23 protein-coding genes are annotated in these 16,860 nt (G+C 62.0%); 5 read left to right on the top strand and 18 right to left on the bottom strand.

All coding sequences use genetic code 11. The features are described from left to right. Positions 1 to 24: 24 nt before the first annotated feature. The 4 genes from ACFSQT_RS33860 to ACFSQT_RS33845 form a co-directional block, all read right to left on the bottom strand. Positions 25 to 474, bottom strand: a complete 450-nt coding sequence (locus tag ACFSQT_RS33860; protein ID WP_379026245.1) for a Ros/MucR family transcriptional regulator — start codon at positions 472 to 474, stop codon at positions 25 to 27. A 161-nt stretch (positions 475 to 635) separates the two neighbouring features. Continuing rightward, a complete protein-coding gene (locus tag ACFSQT_RS33855; protein ID WP_379026243.1) occupies positions 636 to 839 on the bottom strand; it encodes a hypothetical protein in 204 nt (67 codons plus the stop codon). Then, positions 832 to 1,758, bottom strand: coding sequence for a DMT family transporter (locus tag ACFSQT_RS33850; protein WP_379026288.1), 927 nt, complete (start codon positions 1,756 to 1,758; stop codon positions 832 to 834). Before ACFSQT_RS33850 ends, ACFSQT_RS33855 begins: the two co-directional genes overlap by 8 nt. A 45-nt stretch (positions 1,759 to 1,803) precedes the next feature. After that, entirely contained in the window at positions 1,804 to 2,637 is an 834-nt protein-coding gene (locus ACFSQT_RS33845) for a hypothetical protein (protein WP_379026241.1), read from the bottom strand. Between the two features lie 111 nt (positions 2,638 to 2,748). Here ACFSQT_RS33845 and ACFSQT_RS33840 point away from each other — a divergent pair, with 111 nt between their 5' ends. Both ACFSQT_RS33840 and ACFSQT_RS33835 read left to right on the top strand, forming a co-directional pair. Beyond that, on the top strand, positions 2,749 to 3,690 hold the full coding sequence (locus ACFSQT_RS33840; protein ID WP_379026239.1) for a LysR substrate-binding domain-containing protein: 942 nt from the start codon (positions 2,749 to 2,751) through the stop codon (positions 3,688 to 3,690). 2 nt (positions 3,691 to 3,692) lie between these two features. After that, positions 3,693 to 4,388, top strand: a complete 696-nt coding sequence (locus tag ACFSQT_RS33835; RefSeq protein WP_379026237.1) for a GNAT family N-acetyltransferase — start codon at positions 3,693 to 3,695, stop codon at positions 4,386 to 4,388. A 49-nt stretch (positions 4,389 to 4,437) separates the two neighbouring features. Here the strand turns inward: ACFSQT_RS33835 and ACFSQT_RS33830 are convergent, their stop codons facing one another. Both ACFSQT_RS33830 and ACFSQT_RS33825 read right to left on the bottom strand, forming a co-directional pair. Then, a complete protein-coding gene (locus tag ACFSQT_RS33830) occupies positions 4,438 to 4,950 on the bottom strand; it encodes a DinB family protein (RefSeq protein ID WP_379026235.1) in 513 nt (170 codons plus the stop codon). 214 nt (positions 4,951 to 5,164) lie between these two features. Then, entirely contained in the window at positions 5,165 to 5,419 is a 255-nt protein-coding gene (locus ACFSQT_RS33825) for a DUF2934 domain-containing protein (RefSeq protein ID WP_379026233.1), read from the bottom strand. A gap of 314 nt (positions 5,420 to 5,733) precedes the next feature. Here ACFSQT_RS33825 and ndk point away from each other — a divergent pair, with 314 nt between their 5' ends. Beyond that, positions 5,734 to 6,156 carry a nucleoside-diphosphate kinase gene (gene ndk / locus ACFSQT_RS33820; protein WP_379026231.1) on the top strand — a complete coding sequence of 141 codons (423 nt, stop codon included), beginning with the start codon at positions 5,734 to 5,736 and terminating at the stop codon, positions 6,154 to 6,156. Positions 6,157 to 6,252: 96 nt separating this feature from the next. On the opposite strand, the gene ACFSQT_RS33815 is transcribed toward ndk, so the two are convergent. The 8 genes from ACFSQT_RS33815 to ACFSQT_RS33780 form a co-directional block, all read right to left on the bottom strand. After that, entirely contained in the window at positions 6,253 to 6,522 is a 270-nt protein-coding gene (locus tag ACFSQT_RS33815) for a hypothetical protein (protein WP_379026229.1), read from the bottom strand. A 166-nt stretch (positions 6,523 to 6,688) separates the two neighbouring features. Next, positions 6,689 to 7,453, bottom strand: coding sequence for a YbaY family lipoprotein (locus ACFSQT_RS33810; protein WP_379026227.1), 765 nt, complete (start codon positions 7,451 to 7,453; stop codon positions 6,689 to 6,691). 96 nt (positions 7,454 to 7,549) lie between these two features. After that, on the bottom strand, positions 7,550 to 8,026 hold the full coding sequence (locus ACFSQT_RS33805; protein ID WP_379026225.1) for a molybdenum cofactor biosynthesis protein MoaE: 477 nt from the start codon (positions 8,024 to 8,026) through the stop codon (positions 7,550 to 7,552). Between the two features lie 2 nt (positions 8,027 to 8,028). Further along, entirely contained in the window at positions 8,029 to 8,286 is a 258-nt protein-coding gene (moaD, locus tag ACFSQT_RS33800; protein WP_379026223.1) for a molybdopterin converting factor subunit 1, read from the bottom strand. A gap of 1 nt (position 8,287) precedes the next feature. Then, positions 8,288 to 8,884: a CDP-diacylglycerol--glycerol-3-phosphate 3-phosphatidyltransferase gene (gene pgsA, locus ACFSQT_RS33795; RefSeq protein WP_269903927.1), complete on the bottom strand. Its 597-nt coding sequence runs from the start codon at positions 8,882 to 8,884 to the stop codon at positions 8,288 to 8,290. 54 nt (positions 8,885 to 8,938) lie between these two features. Further along, complete coding sequence (locus ACFSQT_RS33790) at positions 8,939 to 9,160, bottom strand: hypothetical protein (protein ID WP_379026220.1); 222 nt, start codon at positions 9,158 to 9,160, stop codon at positions 8,939 to 8,941. A 3-nt stretch (positions 9,161 to 9,163) separates the two neighbouring features. Next, entirely contained in the window at positions 9,164 to 11,233 is a 2,070-nt protein-coding gene (gene uvrC / locus ACFSQT_RS33785) for an excinuclease ABC subunit UvrC (RefSeq protein WP_379026218.1), read from the bottom strand. Continuing rightward, on the bottom strand, positions 11,230 to 11,991 hold the full coding sequence (locus tag ACFSQT_RS33780) for an SDR family oxidoreductase (protein WP_379026216.1): 762 nt from the start codon (positions 11,989 to 11,991) through the stop codon (positions 11,230 to 11,232). The genes uvrC and ACFSQT_RS33780 overlap by 4 nt, the downstream gene beginning before the upstream one ends. 413 nt (positions 11,992 to 12,404) lie before the next feature. Between ACFSQT_RS33780 and ACFSQT_RS33775 the strand changes: the two genes are divergently transcribed. Then, entirely contained in the window at positions 12,405 to 13,064 is a 660-nt protein-coding gene (locus ACFSQT_RS33775) for an outer membrane protein (protein WP_379026214.1), read from the top strand. 124 nt (positions 13,065 to 13,188) lie between these two features. Here the strand turns inward: ACFSQT_RS33775 and ACFSQT_RS33770 are convergent, their stop codons facing one another. Together ACFSQT_RS33770 and ACFSQT_RS33765 are read right to left on the bottom strand one after the other, a co-directional pair. Beyond that, positions 13,189 to 13,785: a glutathione S-transferase family protein gene (locus ACFSQT_RS33770; RefSeq protein WP_379026212.1), complete on the bottom strand. Its 597-nt coding sequence runs from the start codon at positions 13,783 to 13,785 to the stop codon at positions 13,189 to 13,191. 446 nt (positions 13,786 to 14,231) lie between these two features. Next, positions 14,232 to 14,657, bottom strand: coding sequence for a hypothetical protein (locus tag ACFSQT_RS33765; protein ID WP_379026210.1), 426 nt, complete (start codon positions 14,655 to 14,657; stop codon positions 14,232 to 14,234). 618 nt (positions 14,658 to 15,275) lie between these two features. On the opposite strand from ACFSQT_RS33765, the gene ACFSQT_RS33760 reads away from it, so the two are divergent. After that, positions 15,276 to 15,587: a transcriptional regulator gene (locus tag ACFSQT_RS33760; protein ID WP_379026208.1), complete on the top strand. Its 312-nt coding sequence runs from the start codon at positions 15,276 to 15,278 to the stop codon at positions 15,585 to 15,587. Between the two features lie 84 nt (positions 15,588 to 15,671). Here ACFSQT_RS33760 and ACFSQT_RS33755 read toward each other — a convergent pair whose 3' ends face one another. Both ACFSQT_RS33755 and ACFSQT_RS33750 read right to left on the bottom strand, forming a co-directional pair. Continuing rightward, complete coding sequence (locus ACFSQT_RS33755; RefSeq protein ID WP_379026206.1) at positions 15,672 to 16,286, bottom strand: LysE family translocator; 615 nt, start codon at positions 16,284 to 16,286, stop codon at positions 15,672 to 15,674. Between the two features lie 74 nt (positions 16,287 to 16,360). After that, complete coding sequence (locus ACFSQT_RS33750) at positions 16,361 to 16,813, bottom strand: hypothetical protein (protein ID WP_379026204.1); 453 nt, start codon at positions 16,811 to 16,813, stop codon at positions 16,361 to 16,363. Positions 16,814 to 16,860 lie beyond the last annotated feature (47 nt).

The raw sequence follows: 16,860 nt of genomic DNA, 5'->3' as shown, positions 1-16,860 counted from the left end.
CCTGCCTACCCGGCAAGGCAGCGCTCAGGCATTCGCCTTGCGCTTCGTCGCCTTGGCTACGGCGGCCGGCGCCGCTGCCGGCTTGCGGCCAAGTCCCGTCGACTTCGCCAGCGCCGATCGTGTCGCCGAATAGTTTGGCGCAACCATCGGATAGTCCGGCGGCAAGCCCCATTTGGCCCGATAGTCGTCCGGGCTCAGGCCATAGTCCGTCCTGAGGTGTCGCTTGAGCGATTTGAACTTCTTTCCGTCCTCAAGGCAGATGATGTAGTCGGGAAACACCGACTTCTTCGGGTTGACGGCCGGAACCAGGCTTGGGCTTTCCACGACAGGCGCACCAGCCAGCTTGCGAACCGACGCGCTGACGCTTGCAATCAACTCAGGCAAACCGGAAGCCGGAAGCGGATTGTTGCCGATATAGGCCGAGACAATATCGGCCGTCAGCTCGATAACGGTCTTATCATCGATATTTGACAATTCTTTCACCCTATTTGCGACAAAGCCACCCACCCCTGCGAAGACTTGTGTCGATTTATCTCTTTAACCGCGTCCCCCAACGGATCGCCAAGTCTCAACAACGAATCAAGACTCCAGAAATTATTTTTCTCGGGAAATCGCCGTCGCGCAAATTAGAAAATCTAATACTTGGAACTAGCAGACTTCGCAGTATGGCCGTCGGCCAATATCTCTAGAATACGCTTCCACCGGGCGCAACGCCCGAAATCCTTCTGTTCTATCGCCTTTTCGGCCTTCATTGCGGCGTAGAGGGGTGCCTCGGCGCCGAATTCCTTGATAAGCCAGTGCGCTTCCTGCCTGGCGAGACGTTCATTTTCATCAAACATGGTTTTCGGCCTCCGAACGCTCCACGCCGACCGCGACGCAACTGCCGATGACGAGGATGGCTCCGACAATTGCCGTTATCGTCAGCCTTTCGCCGGACAAGGTCAGCAGCAGCGTCGAAGCGATCGGCGTGAGATAGGCGACGACCGCGACCTTGCCGCTGCCTTCGAGCTTCAAGGCGCGCGACCAGAAGTAGTAGCCCAACCCCATCGGACCGGCGCCGAGATAGAGGCCGAGAGCCAGGTCCGTGCCGACGAGCCAGGTGAAACCGTCGCGAGCGCACCACAAAAACGTCAAGACCACACCAATCAGCGACGATGGCAGCAACAGACGATCCGGCGAGGTGACAACGCGCCCCACCATGATCGAATAGAAAGCCATGCACAATGCGGACCCGAATGCGGCGACATAGCCGACGAGTTCGCCCTGGAGCCAGGATTGGTTACGCCCTCCAGAAATCACCAGTGCGACGCCGATGAAGCCCACGACCGCGGCAAGGCCCAGCAGTGCCGGGCGCCGCGGGTTCTGCAAAGCGATGACCGCGGCCGCGACCATCAACGGCCAAGTGTAGGCCACCAGATTGGCCTCGATCACCGGCATCGAAGCGAAGGCGATGTATTGCAGCACCATGGTGCCGACCAGACCGATGAAGCCTATCGCCAGAGCCATGAGCGCGGCCCCGGCCGTGACTGGCGCGGCTCGTTCCCGGCTCATCAACCGGATGGCGGCGAAGACGAGGGCAGCTCCTGTAAATTGCAGGAACTGCACCTGCGACACCGGGTGGCTGGCCAGCAGGGATTTGCCGACCAGCGCATTGGTCGACCACAACGCCACCGCGCCGGCCGCGAAGGCCAGCGCGGATATCGAGCCTGATCCATGCCGAAAGAATCGGCTTGGAGCTCTATCCCTGTGTTCGACCATGATCTCGTCCGAAAACCGGCTCCCACTTTTCGGGATCATGGTTCGTTACCATAATTCCCTGGCTCCGCCCGGAACCGGCGCCTCGGGCGACACCGGAACGGGACGCTCTTCCTCGAACCGGCGATAGGCCGGCAACTGGTTGGTCCAGACGTCTTCGGCCAACTCGTTGACCCATTCGCGGTCATGGTCGTTGTCGGCGGCGAGATAGAACATGCGGTTGTCGTCGACATAGGGTTTGGCCACCGAGCGCTGGTTGAGCACCAGCGTGACGCGCTCGCCGAATCGGATCGGCGCGGTGCGGTGCAGGACACCGAGGAACTGCCCAAGCGTGGCGTAGTTCATCTTGTGATCGATGCGCATGACACGGTTGCGCGGGATCTCGCGACCGGATTCGAGGATGGCGCGGCCGGTTTCCGAGTCGTCGCAATAGATTTCGAGGTGGCCGCCGACCAGCGGATTGCTGATCGACAACGGAATGAGTTCGGTGACCGGAACGCCATCGCAATGCCATTCCACGGCGCCGTCCTTGGGATTCATGAAGGTCACCGTCGAGCCGACGATCGACAGCGGATAGGGCTCCAGCTTGGTGCCCATCATGTCGGACAGCCGCTCCAGGCGCAGCTTGTCGTGCAGCAACTCCTTGATTTCGGGAATGAAACGGTCAGCGCCGGTGATGAAGGTCAGGTCGAGGTGCTTGTGCACTGCATGGCTGGCCTTGAGCTTCAGAGCTGCCTCCTCGATCGCGGCAAGCAGTGCCGGGTCATAGCCGTGCAGATATTGCGCGACGCCGAAGCTGGACACTTTCCAGGCTGTTTCATGACCGATGATGGCTTCGCGGCTCATCGCATAACGCAGTTCGGGAATGGTATGGGCATTCATTGTACTTCTCCAGGATGGGGGCAACACTTGGGAAACAGTCGATTAGTTCGCCCACCCCTGTAAAATTAGGAATGCTGGTGCTAGTGTAAGCCCAGCTTAAGGTCGAAGCCCGTGCGTCTGCTCAGTCAGGTCAACCTCAACTCGCTGAAAATCGTGGAGAGTGCTGCGAGGCACAGGAATTTCACGCGCGCCGGCGAAGAACAGTTCATCACCGCTTCAGCGGTCAGCCAGCGCGTCAAAAGCCTGGAAGATCAACTGCGCTTCAAGATTTTCCAGCGCGGCGGCAATGCGGTCTCGTTGACGCCGGAAGGCGAGACCTATGTCTCGCGCGTTCGCGAGGCGCTGGAGCGAATCGTCGCCGCCAGCATGGAAGCGACCGGGCAATCACAGGAACATGTGTTGAAGATATCGGTGCTGCCGACCTTTGCGGTACGCTGGCTGTTTCCGCGCCTGCCGCTGTTCCAGCAGCAATATCCGGATATCGAGATGCACGTCTCAACCTCCTACGCGACGCATGAATTCTCGACATCGGAATTCGATGTCGAGATCCGCTATGGCGACGGCCACTTTCACGGGCTGCAGTCCGATCTGCTGTTTCGGGAAGACCTGACGCCGGTGTGCAGCCGCAAGCTGTTCCATGAGGTCCTCGGCGACAAGCCGCTGTCGAAGGTGAAGCCCGAAGATCTGCGCCACTTCACGCTGCTGCATTCCGATACCTGCACCCAGAACTGGCAATCGTGGCTCGACTTCGTCGGCGCCGGCTTCGTGCTCCAGGAGACCAAAAGCATCTATTTCGATTCCTGCATGATGTCCTACGAGGCGGCCGCCGCCGGGTTGGGATTTGCGGTGGCCAATCGTGCCTATATGGCCGGCGATATCCGTGCGGAAAGGCTGGTAGCGCCATTCGCTGTGCATCACCCGAATACGGCGGGTTGGTATTTCGTCTGCCCCTACAAGACGCTGCCCCCTCGCAAGGTATCACTGTTCAAGCAGTGGATAACGGCCGAAGCGGCTTTGATGCAGATTCAGTTGGACAGCGAGATAGGCGGCTGAGCTTGAACGTCCGGAAATCCGTGCGCGCAAGCGTCGGATTGGTCGGTTTGATTGGAGTCGACCGATCAGAAGCAATGTCCGAAGTTGAGAACCATCGGTCAATGGACGCCGACCTCCAATCCAGACAACCAACACTGGTCGGCAAGACCGTTGAGCTCACGCCGCTTCGGCAGGAACATTCGTCCGAGCTCCTGAGCGCGGCAGCGGATGGCGAGCTTTGGAACCTGAAGGCCACCGTGGTCCCGGGACCGGGCACGATCGATGGATATATTGCCAAAGCCCTGACTGGACGACTGGCCGGCACTGTCATGCCTTACGCAATCGTCATGCGTAGCACGGGAGTGATCTGCGGGAGTACGCGGTTTTGGAAGATCGATCGCACCAATAGAAAGTTGGAGATTGGGCATACCTGGCTCGGCAGATCGGCTCAGCGTTCAGGGATCAATACCGAGGCGAAGTATCTTCTGCTGACCCATGCATTCGAGGTCATGAGTTGTGTCCGTGTGCAATTCACCACGGACGAACTGAACGACGCATCAAGGGCGGCGATCCTGCGAATAGGGGCAAAGCAGGAGGGGATCGTCCGCAACGAGCGGATCATGCCGGACGGCAGGAAGCGCAATTCCGTCCGGTTCAGCATCATTGATTCCGAGTGGCCGGACGTGAAGGCAAAGCTGCTGCACAAAATGCAGCGATAGTCAGCGCTGGCCGCGCAATCCGAGGACTACCAAGGAAAGCTTCACGGGATCAGGCGAAAGCCCTGCCCTCCTCGGTGCGCTGGAAGAGCATCAGGTCCAGACCCAGGCTAGGCCGTCCCAAGATGGTCAGAATCGTATGCACCTGGCCGCGATGATGTGTCTGGTGGTTGAAGACATGATCCAGCGCCGGCGCCAGCCTTTGCGAAACCGTGCGCATGTCCGAGACAGTCATGTAGGTGAAGCGGCCCGTCAGCGCTTTGTCGCCGAGGCCGCCGACCCAATCGATGATCCTTCTGTCCTCGGCTTCACGCGCCATCCGCAGGCCGGGCAAGGCCCGGTACAGAATGGCGTCCAGCGTCGTCGGCGCGTCGCCCTCGCCGGTGAAGCGCTTCATCCAGATGCGGTCGGCTGTCAGCAGGTGATTGAGCGTGCCCATCATCGAGCCGAAAAAAGCCCCGACGTCGCGGCTGAGTTCCTCTTCATCGAGTTCGGCGGCGGCATCATAGATGCGGTTGTTGGCCCATTGGTTGTAGGCCGCAAACATCATGAAATGCTGTCTCATGGTTTCCCCTCGGCTCGCGTCGATACGGGCCTACCTAACCCGCGAGGGGGTCGACGCCAATGACCATTCTGCTCCATGACCTCGCCGGACGCGGCGCGACCCGCCGGGTTGGCACAAAAGGTGGCGGCAGCGGCGTGACGCCTGCCCTGACCGCAAGGCAGCACGAGCGCCGTCAATTCCTTGCGAGCAAGGTTAGCAGCGGGATGACCAGGCCTTACTTGGCTGCAGCCTTTTTGGGCTTGCTGGTCTTCGCGTCGGCCTTCGCCTTCTTGGGGGCGGCTTTTGGCTTGGCGGCGCCGGCTGCCTTCTTGGCGGGCTTCTTTGCTTCCGACTTCCCGGCCGCATCCTCCTGGTCGACGTCGGCTGCCGCCTGATGCCAATGGCGCTCATGCTCGCCAGCCGGCTGTCCCTCTTGCAGCCAGATCTGATGCGCGCGGTTGCGAATGCGTTCCTGACGATCGTCTGTCATGGTCATCCTGTCTCCATTCGGGCCGACTTCAGCGCGGCGCCGACACGCGACTATAGCAAGCAAAGCATCGCATTACAGCCATCCGATCTCGCCTGCCGGTCCGCCCCATGGGTGGCCTGCCTGGCGCACAAACGCGCAGTGGCCCTGGCCCTTCGCATCGCTGCGGGCATTCGTTACCCGGAAAGCCAGGCAATCGGCTTTCCGTCCGCTTCGCGAACCATCCCTAACCCCTTTGGCCTCACCCCTTGGCAATGAGCCGGGCGGCTTGTATAGAGCCCGCCACTCTCAATTCCATTCTCAGACAAGGACGACCCATGGCGCTCGAACGCACCTTTTCCATGATCAAGCCGGACGCAACCCGGCGCAACCTCACCGGCGCCATCACCAAGATGCTGGAAGAGGCCGGCCTGCGCGTCATCGCTTCGCGCCGGGTGTGGATGAGCCGCCGCGAGGCGGAAGGCTTTTATGCCGTCCACAAGGACCGCCCGTTCTTCGGCGAACTGGTGGAGTTCATGTCGTCGGCTCCGACCATCGTGCAGGTGCTGGAAGGCGAGAACGCCATTGCCCGGAACCGCGAAGTGATGGGCGCCACCAACCCGGCCAATGCCGCTGAAGGCACCATTCGCAAGGTGCACGCGCTGTCGATCGGCGAAAACTCGGTGCACGGCTCCGATGCGACGGAAACGGCAGCAGATGAGATCAAGTACTGGTTCTCGGACACCGAGATCGTCGGCTGAGCCGACAGTCCACACCTTGAACCCCGTAAAAAGGCCGGCGTTTCGCCGGCCTTTTTCATTGACGAAACAGTCAGGCATCGCAACGGCGGGTGCTGGTCACTTCGGCTGGCGATCTTTTACGTTCGCATGGGCGTTCGCTGCTGCCGTGTCGGTGGCCGGTGTCTGGGTATCGGCACCTGCAAACGGACTACCCTGCCCAGGCGCGAGATCGCCGCTGTGGCCGGCCTTGTTGGTCTGGAAGGGTTGGCCATCGGCGCTGAGGCCATGCTGAACGGCATTGAACAGATGGTCGTCCGCCTTCGCAAGGCCGGTAAGAGCAAGGAGCGATACGCCTGTGGCAACAAAGATAAGCGCGTGGGTTTTCATCTCTGGACTCCTTTGAGTTAAGGCCAGAACGAGCCGCAGCAGGTCTGGCGGCTTCAACGAAGGGACATTCGAAAATATCCCTTTTGCCTTACCCGCCATGTCTGGGAGAGAAACGCTTCTCCCGCCCGAATTATTCCGGAAAAGTGTCGGGCGATCGAACTACGCGCTAACTCGCGGCGCTGAAGCGCAGGATCTCGCGGCCATCCTTGTCTGATATGACGAGTTTGCCGGCGTCGACACGGTATGACGCGGCCTTGGCCAGCGCATCGAACAGTGCCTTTTCCTCGGCCATCACTTCGGGCGCGCAGGCCTTGTAGGTCGAGCCGATGTCGCTGATCGCGATCGCCTGGCCATCGACCTTGGCGGTGGCGAAATAGGTGTTGCAGGGGCCGCTGCCGCCTGCCTTGCCGGCCTCGCTGACCCTGAACGTCGCTTGCGGCGCGGCGATGGCGCCAATGCCGTCGACATAGTCCACCACCCAGAGCTGATCAAAGACGGAAGCCGCCGGCTCGGCGTTTGGCGTGACCATCTTCAGCACAATGGTCTGCGGCACGTCGGTCAGCGGATCGACCTGATGGCGCATATCGGAGATGAACATGAGCTTATCGTCGACGGTGATGCGGGCTTGAAGCGCGTAGGTCATCTGCGAGCGGATGACGGAAGGGTCGAATTTGATCTCGAAGCTGATCGGCACCTGGCCGGCCGGCTTCACTTTCTGCTCACCGATGATCGTGGCCGGCGCATCGGCCAGCGACACGTCGGCAAGCTGGACGGAGAGCACGGCACTGGGCGGCAGGGCGATGCGCTCGCGATAGATCACCTCGCCTCGCACGGAACTTTCGGCGGCAACGGACAGTTCCGGCACGGCCAGCATGCCAACGACGAGAGGCACGAACCCGAAGACGAAGAACTCCGCGATCCTGTCCAGCATGACCATCTCCGTCGCCCCGGGCTGCCAATGCCCAAGCTGACCAACCGCGATCAATTGGCCAAAGGATTGCGGTCAATGCATGGCTGCGGCAGGATTTTATTCGGACGGTTTCCAGCGCTGTGCGGCCCTGGCGTCGGCTTCCTTGGCCTCGACCCAGCCGCCCTCGGAGCCGTCAGCGCGATGCTCCTTCTTCCAGAACGGCGCGCGCGATTTCAGGTAGTCCATGAGAAAGTTCGCCGCCTCGAACGCCGCCTGGCGATGCGCCGAGGCCGCCACCACCAGCACGATGTTGTCGCCGGGCGCGATCCTGCCGTGGCGGTGGATGGCGGTGAGGCCTTGCAGCGGCCAGCGCTGAACCGCTTCGGTGGCGATGCGGCTGATCTCGGCCTCCGCCATGCCGGGATAATGCTCGAGTTCGAGTGCCGAGAGCGCACCCTGTTCGTCGCGGCAAAGGCCGGAGAATGTCACCACGGCGCCAATGTCGGCGCGACCCTGCGTCAGTCTGGCGATCTCGGCGGCGACGTCGAAATCTTCGCGCTGGATCCGCACCGTCGGCACCACGGCGGCCGGCATGGTCAGCCCCCGGTCATCGGCGGGAACAGCGCAATCTCGCGGGCGCCCGATATCTTCTCGCGGTGCTCGACATGTTCCTGGTTGATGGCGACGCGGATCACGTCGGGATATTGCAGCGCATGCTCGTAGCCCTCGCCACGCGATTTCAGCCAGCGTAGGAGGTCGGCGACCGTCTCGACGCCGGCAGGCAGGTCGACGTCTTCCTCAGGCAGGCCGATGCGCTCGCGCACCCAGGCAAAATAGATGAGCCGGGTCGTCATCTCACTCGTCCATGATGTGCTTGAGGCCGGCGCGGAAATAGTCGTAGCCGGTGTAGAGCGTAACCAGCGCCGCGATCCATAGCAGCACCAGCCCGGTCTGGGTGGTCAGCGGGAAGATCTTGTCGCCGGCCGGTCCGGCCAGCAGGAAGGCGATGGCGACCATCTGGATGGCGGTCTTCCATTTTGCCAGCTGCGTCACCGGCACCGAGACCTTCAGCGCCGCCAGATATTCGCGCAGGCCCGAGACGAGGATTTCACGGCACAGGATGATGATCGCCGCCCACAGCGACCAGCCGGCAATGCCGGCGTGGCGATCGGTGTCGGCCGCCAGCAGCAGCAGGCAGGTGGCGACCAGCAATTTATCGGCGATCGGATCGAGCATCTTGCCGATGTTGGAGGTCTGCTGCCAGGCGCGCGCCAGATAGCCGTCCAGGTAATCCGTGACGCTTGCGAGCAGGAAGATGATCAGCGCCGACCAGCGGGCGAAGTCGCTCGACTTCAGATGGCCCTCGAGAAAAAAGCACAGCACCACCAGCGGCACCGCAATGATGCGGGCATAGGTGAGCATGTTGGGCAGGTTGAACGCGCGCTTGGCCATGTCTTGGGGAACTCTTTCTGCCTGCCTACTCAAATCAGAAGCGAATGTAGGGGGTCAACAGGCCAAAATCGATTGGCCAGCCGAAAACTGCCGAATCCGCTTTAAAGTGCGATGCATGTCGTTGCCCCAAAACCGCTGCGCACTTTTGGGCGACATGCATTCTTTCGGTTGATGCATGTCGTTGTCCCAAAACCGCTGCGCACTTTTGGGCGACATGCATTCTTTCGGTTGATGCATGTCGTTGTCCCAAAACCGCTGCGCACTTTTGGGCGACATGCATCAGCTCTCGTGGAAATGATTGTAGACCAGTTTCGCCACCTGTTCGGAAATGCCGTCGACTTTCCTCAGATCCTCGATGGCGGCGCGACTGACCGCCTTGGCGGTGCCGAAATGCATCAGCAGGGCGCGCTTGCGGCCGGGACCGATGCCGCTGATCTCGTCGAGCGGGCTCTTGACCATCTCCTTCTTGCGGCGCGCACGATGCGAGCCGATGGCGAAACGGTGGACCTCGTCGCGCAGCCGCTGGACAAAGTAGAGGACGGGATCGCGAACCGGCAGCGAAAACGAGTCCCTGCCCTTGACGAAGAAGCGCTCGCGGCCGGCGTCGCGGTCCTGGCCCTTGGCGATGCCGATGGCCACGACGCGGTTCTCGATGCCGAGATCCGAGAGGATCTTGCGCACCGCCGTCATCTGGCCCTGGCCGCCGTCGATCAGGATGACGTCGGGCCAGGCCGGGAAGCTGCCGGAGATATCGTCCTCGGTATCATCGGCCGCCTCGCCTGCCGCCGCATCATCGGCCACGGCAACGTCGCCATGCTCCTTGAGCAGCCGCGAAAAACGCCGCTCCATCACCTCTCGCATCATGCCGAAATCGTCGCCCGGCGTGATCTCGGTCGAGCGGATGTTGAACTTTCGATACTGGTTCTTGACGAAGCCCTCCGGCCCGGCGACGACCATGGCGCCGACGGCATTGGTGCCCATGATGTGGGAGTTGTCGTAGACCTCGATGCGCACCGGCGGCTTCGGCAAGCCGAAGGTCTCGGCGAAACCGGCAAGCAGCCGGCCTTGCGTCGAGGTCTCGGCCAGCCGGCGGCCCAGCGCCTCACGGGCGTTCTGCAGGGCGTTGCCGGTCAGGTCCTTCTTCTCGCCGCGCTGCGGCACCGAGATCGCGACCTTGCGGCCGGCGCGGGTCGACAGCGCCTCGGCCAGCAGTTCCTGATCCTCGACGGCGTGCGACAAAAGGATGGTGCGCGGCGTCGGCTTGTCGTCATAGAACTGCGCCAGGAACGAGCCCAGCACTTCCGATCCCTCCAGCGCCGGATCGGCCTTGGGGAAATAGGCGCGGTTGCCCCAGTTCTGGCCGGTGCGGAAGAAGAACACCTGGATACAGACCTGGCCGCCTTCCTGATGGATGGCGAAGACATCGGCCTCGTCGACCGTCGCCGGGTTGATGCCTTGGTGGCTCTGCACATGCGACAGGGCCGCCAGCCGGTCGCGATAGATCGCGGCGCGCTCGAAATCGAGGTCTTCCGAGGCCTGCTGCATGGCTGCGGAGATCTCCGTCTTCACCTTCTGGCTGCGACCCGACAAGAAGTCCTTCGCCTCGCCGACCAGCTCGGCATAGTCCTCATGCGAAACCTCTCCGGTGCAGGGGCCGGCACAGCGCTTGATCTGGTAGAGCAGGCATGGCCGCGTGCGGTTCTCGTAGAAGGAGTTGGTGCAGCTGCGCAGCAGGAAGGCGCGTTGCAGCGAATTGATAGTGCGGCCAACCGCGCCGGCAGAGGCAAAGGGGCCGAAATAATCGCCTTTGCGCGACCGCGCGCCGCGATGCTTGTAGATGCCGGGCGAGACATGGTCGCCGGTCAGGAGGATATAGGGAAACGACTTGTCGTCGCGCATCAGCACATTGAATCGCGGCCGCAAGCGCTTGATAAGATTGGCTTCGAGCAGCAGCGCTTCGATCTCGGTGCGGGTGACGACGAACTCCATCGTCGACGTCTCGCGCACCATGCGGCCGATGCGGTTGGTGTGGAACCTACCTTGAGCGTAGTTGGTGACGCGCTTCTTCAGGTTGCGCGCCTTGCCGACATAAAGCACGTCGCCGGCGGCGTTCATCATGCGGTAGACGCCGGGCGCGTTGGGCAACCGCTTGACCAGTGTCTGGATCACCTCGGCGCCGACCATGCCTTCGACGTCGCCGGCATGCGGCGTCCAGTCGATGGCGGTAAAGGCTATGTCGGGCCCAGCAGGCGCAACAATCTCTTCCGCCGCCTCGTCCTCAAGGTCGATATCGGGGGGCAGATCGTCGTCGCCGCCGCGCGGCTTGCTTTTGTGGTCTACAGGACTCATTCCGCCATGCCTGTCACATCGGGCGTCTGCCATGCAAGATGCTGGCCGCCATCGAGCGCGATCATCTGGCCGGTGACAGAGCGCGCTTCCCAGAGATAGCGGATGGTGGCGCCGAATTCCGGCAATTCCGGGCCACGCTTGAGGATCAAACCTTCGACCTGCGCAGCAAAATCGCTGTCGTCCTGGCGAGCGTTCTTCAGGGTCGGGCCCGGACCAATGGCATTGACGCGGATGCGGGGACCGAGCGCTTGCGCCATCATCTGCGTGGCGGTCCACAGCGTCGACTTGGACAGCGCATAGGAGAAATACCGCGGCGTCGGCCGCCAAACGCGCTGATCGATGATGTTGACGATGAGGCCCTCCTGCGCTGGCGGCAACGCCCGGGCGAAGTGCTGCGCCAGCAGCGCCGGCGCCTTCACATGCACGGCAAAGTGCCTATCCCAAGCCCGCCAGTCGAAGTCCAGAACTGAATCGTCCTCGAACAGCGACGCATTGTTGACCAGCAGCGAGAGCGGCCCGAGCGCTTCCGCCTGGCCGACGAGGTCGCCGACGGCGTCCATATCGGTGAGGTCGGCGGCGACCACGGCGGCGCGGCCACCGGTCCGGTTGATCAGGCCGGCCATTGCATCCGCTTCGTCACGCGACCGATTGCAGTGGATGGCTACGGCAAAACCGTGGGCGGCGAGATCCTCGACGATCGCCCTGCCGATCCGTCTCGCCCCGCCCGTCACCAGCGCCGTGGCAGTGGCTTTGCTCATATGGCGTCAATCCTCAATTTCGGTCCGAAAAACCGATGCCGGCGAAATGTGGCCCGGCATGCGTTAAGTGGCGTTCGCACCTTGGGCAGCATTGTGGCGAAACGACCGTTTGGGCGTTCCGACTCGTCCTGGACCCGGAGCCCCCGTTCGCAATATAGGACGCTGGACTCCTTGCACCAAGCGGCGTGCCGTGCGGCATGAAGCGGCTCCTGCCATTTCGCTGTTGCGAAGATGCAACGTCAAGGTTCCGCCTCAATCGCGCCGGGGAATGACCCAAGTTCAGGTTCGCTTCAGCCGCATTTTGACACGACATTTGGAACCGACGAACGCCAGATCCGTTTCACCCCCCGGACGGGTCGATGGCGATCGTGAGAAAACAAGCCTGTGTCCTGTGGCTTAAGGAGTAAAGAACAATGCAAGCCAATCTCAAATTCGCACGGCCGCTGGCCGTGGCGCTCGGGCTCTTCGCCCTCAGCGGAACCGCCTACGCCGCGGACGTCGTCCAGGAAGAGCCGCCGGCACCCGCCCCGGTTGCCGAACTCCCCGTCGCATCCTGGGCTGGCCCCTATGCCGGTCTCAATGTTGGCTATGGCTTCAGCGGCCGTACCAAGGAAAGGGATTTCGGCGTTGAAACCGACACCAAGGGTTTCATCGGCAGTGCCTTCGGCGGCTACCAGTGGCAGCAGGAGAACTTCGTCTACGGTGCTGAAGCCGAACTCGGCTACAACGGCGTCAAGGGCGACGATAACGGCATCGACTCCAAGGCTGGCTTCGAAGGCTCGCTGCGTGCCCGTCTTGGCTATGCCGTGACCCCGGAAATCCTGCTCTATGGCACCGGCGGTCTCGCCGGCAGGAGCCTGAAGGTGGAAGACACTGTCCTTGGCACCAGCGATCGCGCTACCATGCTCGGCTGGACCGCCGGCGTCGGTACTGACATCAAGCTGACCGACAATGTCTTCGGCCGCGTCGAGTATCGCTACACCGATTTCGGCAGCAAGGACTTCGGTGGTGGTATCGGCAACGTAAAGGCCACCGACAACCGCGTCACCTTCGGCGTCGGTATGAAGTTCTAAGTCGTTCAAGCCACGACACGAAAAAGCCGGGCCTCGCGCCCGGCTTTTTTTGTGTCCAATGGGTCATTTGGGGAATCGATCACCCCTGGGGTGATCAACAAGATCACCCGGGGTGATCAATCGATCACCCGGGGATGCAACCTTTCAGCTCCGGAAATTTCTCGTCGAAGCGCGCTGCCCAGCGTATCAGCCGGGCGCGGCCCTTTTCCCATTTTCCGGCAAAGCGCAGTGAGAGGTAGCCGAGGCAGGCGCGCAGGGCCATGTGGCCGGCGGTGATCTTCTTCGGCAGCTTTGGCGGGTTGGCGTTGAGCAGATCGAGCGCTGCCGTGATCTTTGCCCACTGGCGATCGAGCCAGGGCTGATAGACCATCTCTTCAGGCCGCGTGCGTCGTTCATAGACCATCGACAGCGCACAGTCGCAAATGCCATCCGCCAACGCCTCCAGCACTTCCGCCTCGAGGCGCTTGTCGGGATTGCGCGGAAACAGCGCGTTCTTCGAAACACGATTGAGGTGCTGGGTAATGGCGCGGCTGTCATGGATCGAGCGGCCGTCGTCGAGCACCAGCACCGGGATCTTGCCCAGTGGATTGGCGCCGGTCAGTTCGGCCGGTTTGTCCTCGGTCTTGACCGGCACGAGATCGATGGCGATGCCGGCATAGGCTGCTGCCATGCGCACTTTGGAACTGTAGGGAGAAGAAGAAGCATAGAGCAGTCTGGGCATGATCGGGTTCCTGTTTGCCGGCCGGCACTTTTGCCCGGGAGCGGCTGCCCGGCAATGGCCAGGCGACAAAAAACCAACTGCCAGAAAACCGGTGAAGGTTTCCTGCCATGGCCACCGTGACCTGGCTACAGACGGATACGCGATCCAGACGGAGCAAGAAAAACTCGGCAGAGCGGAACACCCGACCTGCGTTTCAATCCTCCGCAACCCCGGCTTTGCGGCGGGGCATTCGCTTCATGACCAGGCGCGAAAGAAAGCCAAACGATGCGAGCAAGCGAGGCAGCCTGTCCGGCGCCTCGCTTTGCTGCCCTGGCCCCCTTCTCCGACGGTCTTGCGCACGGCCCGAAAACCAGTTCCGGTTTCCGGAATGATCATGCGCCGATCGCAAGTGTCGAAGCGTTCTCCGCGCATCCAGCAGGACACACAGTGCTCCAACGAGACGCGGTCTACTTCTTGGCCGGCGCCTTCGCCTTTGCCGGCGCTGCCTTGGCCTTGGGGGCCGCTGCTTTCTTCACGGCGGGCTTTGTTGCTGCCGCCGCCGCTTTCTTGGCCGGTGCTGCTTTCTTAGCCGGTGCTGCCTTGGCGGCGGGCTTGGCCGCGGCCTTCGCGGGAGCTGCCTTCTTGGCTGCGGGCTTCGCCGCGGGTTTCGCCGCCGCCTTGGCTGCCGGCTTCTTGGCCGGTGCTGCCTTGGCGGCCGGCTTTGCCGCTGCCTTCGCCGGCGCTGCCTTCTTCACTGCCGGTTTCGCCGCGGCCTTGGCTGCTGCCGGCTTCTTGGCCGGCGCTGCTTTTGCCTTTGCCGGCGCTGCCTTCGGCTTGGCCGCAGGTGCTGCTTTCTTCACCGCTGCCGCGACCTTCGCCGTTGCTGCTTTCACGGGTGCTTTCTTTGCCGGTGTCTTGGATGCCGGCGCCTTAGACGACTGTTTCGCCATGTCATGCCCCTTGCGTTACGCCGACGGCCGTGAATGACCTCGGCGGGCAATGCATATCTGACTCGCGGCTCTCTAGCCAGCGAAGCAATAGAGTGATTTCTGCAGCTTAAATTTTGGTTACGGATGGCACACGATCATGCTGATCACCGCAAAGATTCTCTGCTGATCTTCGATCACTGCCAGCAGTTCGCCGCCGACACTCTCCGCGCCCTGCGAGACCGGCGCCCCTGAAGGTCAGCGAGCGGCTTTGTGCGTTGATCTTCGGCCGCGAACATCATGACCTGCTGCTCGATCGTACGATCATCTCGTTGAAGCGGACGATCTACACAGATCACCAGAGCAATGCGACGACCGATCGCCGCATCACCTTGTCAAGCATGATCCCGTCACCCGCTTGCGCGTGAATTGACAGATGACTCTACATCACAGAGTATTCTGCGTGGGGCAGAGGAGCGTTTCGATGTCGATCGCACAAGAGCAAGCGGCGCTGTCGTTGCCCGAGATCGCGTTCCATGGCGACCTCGTCTGTGGTCGTCGGCTTCGTCCCTTCGGAGCCGATCGATGAGCGCGGACGAAATCATCCACCAGAGCACGCGGCTCAGGATCATGGTCGCCCTGAACATGCTGGAAACGCGCGAGATGCTGGAATTCACCCGGCTGAAGGCCATCGTGGGCGTCACCGACGGCAATCTTGGCGCGCATCTCGATACGCTGGCCAGGGCCGGTTATGTCGAGATCGAAAAGCTGTTCGTCGGGCGCCGGCCGCAGACTCGCATCAGGGCAACGACGAGCGGACGGCGCGCGTTCCGCGGTCACGTCGCTTTTCTGCGCAAAATTCTCGATCAGGCCGAGGCGGCGCAGCGCAAAAAATAGCGCTGCGATTGGGCGAAATCTCTCTAACTCTTGTTTGACGCAATTCCGGACGGAAAGCCGTTTCGCACTTTTCCTGGAATTGCTCTAACGCGTGGCGACCACGGCGACGCCGGCGCCGATCATCACACCGCCCGCCGCACGGTTGACCCTACGCACGATCTTTGGCGTGCGCAGCAGGCCGCGGGCGCGGCCGGCGAGGATGACATGGCCGCCGATCACCACGAGTTCGACAGCCAGGATCACCATCGTCAGCACACCGAGATGACCAGCGTCGAGCGCCGCGCCGACCACGTTCGGCAGCTGCGCCACATAGAACAGCGGCATTTTCGGATTGCCGAGGTTGAGCGCGATACCCGTAGCGAAGATCGTCAGCAGCCCGCATCGTCCGGAGACGGGTTGCAGGTCCGGCACCACGGGCACGGCGGTCCACAGCCTGATGCCCATCCAGATCAGATAGGCCGCTCCGCCATAGCGAAGCACCATCATGACGATCGCCATCTTGGCGGCGATCATCGACAGGCCGAAGGCGGCGAGGACCAGGAAGATGAGAATGCCGACCACCGTGCCCGCGCCATAGGCAATGCCCGACGCAGCACCGCTGGAGATCGTACGGGCGACGATCGTCATGTTGTCCGGACCGGGACTGGCAGCGAACACGAAGAAGGCCGCCGTGAAGGCAAGGATGGTGGCAAGGTCCATGAAGACTCCCGAACTGGCCTGTCGCTCTCGGGCGTTCAGGCTAGCCGATTTGCCTGCCGGCGGGAAAGCCGCGTTTAGCGCAGGACGCGGCAGCGGCCGTTGTAGACCATCCAGCGGTCGAAGCCCGAGACGCAGAATTCGACATTGTCGCCGATCGAGGCGAAGCCCTGGCCTTCCTCGATCAGATACCAGATGGTGCGGTCACGGCCGTCTGACAGGCTGACGGTGGCGCCGCAGTAGCGGCGGCCGATCGGCCAGGTGTCGTTGGCCGCCAGATAACGATGCTGATGGATGCGCCGGAAATCGGTGATCTGCACGTCCGGCAGATGCGGCACGTGACGCACCTGATAGGAAAAGCGGCTGGTGATCTTGTTGAGCACCCAGGCTTCGCCGCAGACGCCGCCATCATCGTCGGAATAGACGCCGAGGTCGGCCGCCTGCACGGCCTGGGTGACGCCGAGAGGCACGGCAAGCGGAGTGCAGAGCGAAATCAGGGCAGCAAGTGCGGATTTGGCGAAGCGAGTCATGGCAGCCTCTCAAGGTCGATTGCGCGCACTCTGCGGATTCGCTTGGC

Origin of the sequence: Mesorhizobium calcicola (assembly GCF_042682105.1) — a bacterium.
GTDB classification, from domain to species: Bacteria; Pseudomonadota; Alphaproteobacteria; order Rhizobiales; family Rhizobiaceae; genus Mesorhizobium; species Mesorhizobium calcicola.
This window is presented reverse-complemented; position numbering and strand designations above follow the sequence as displayed.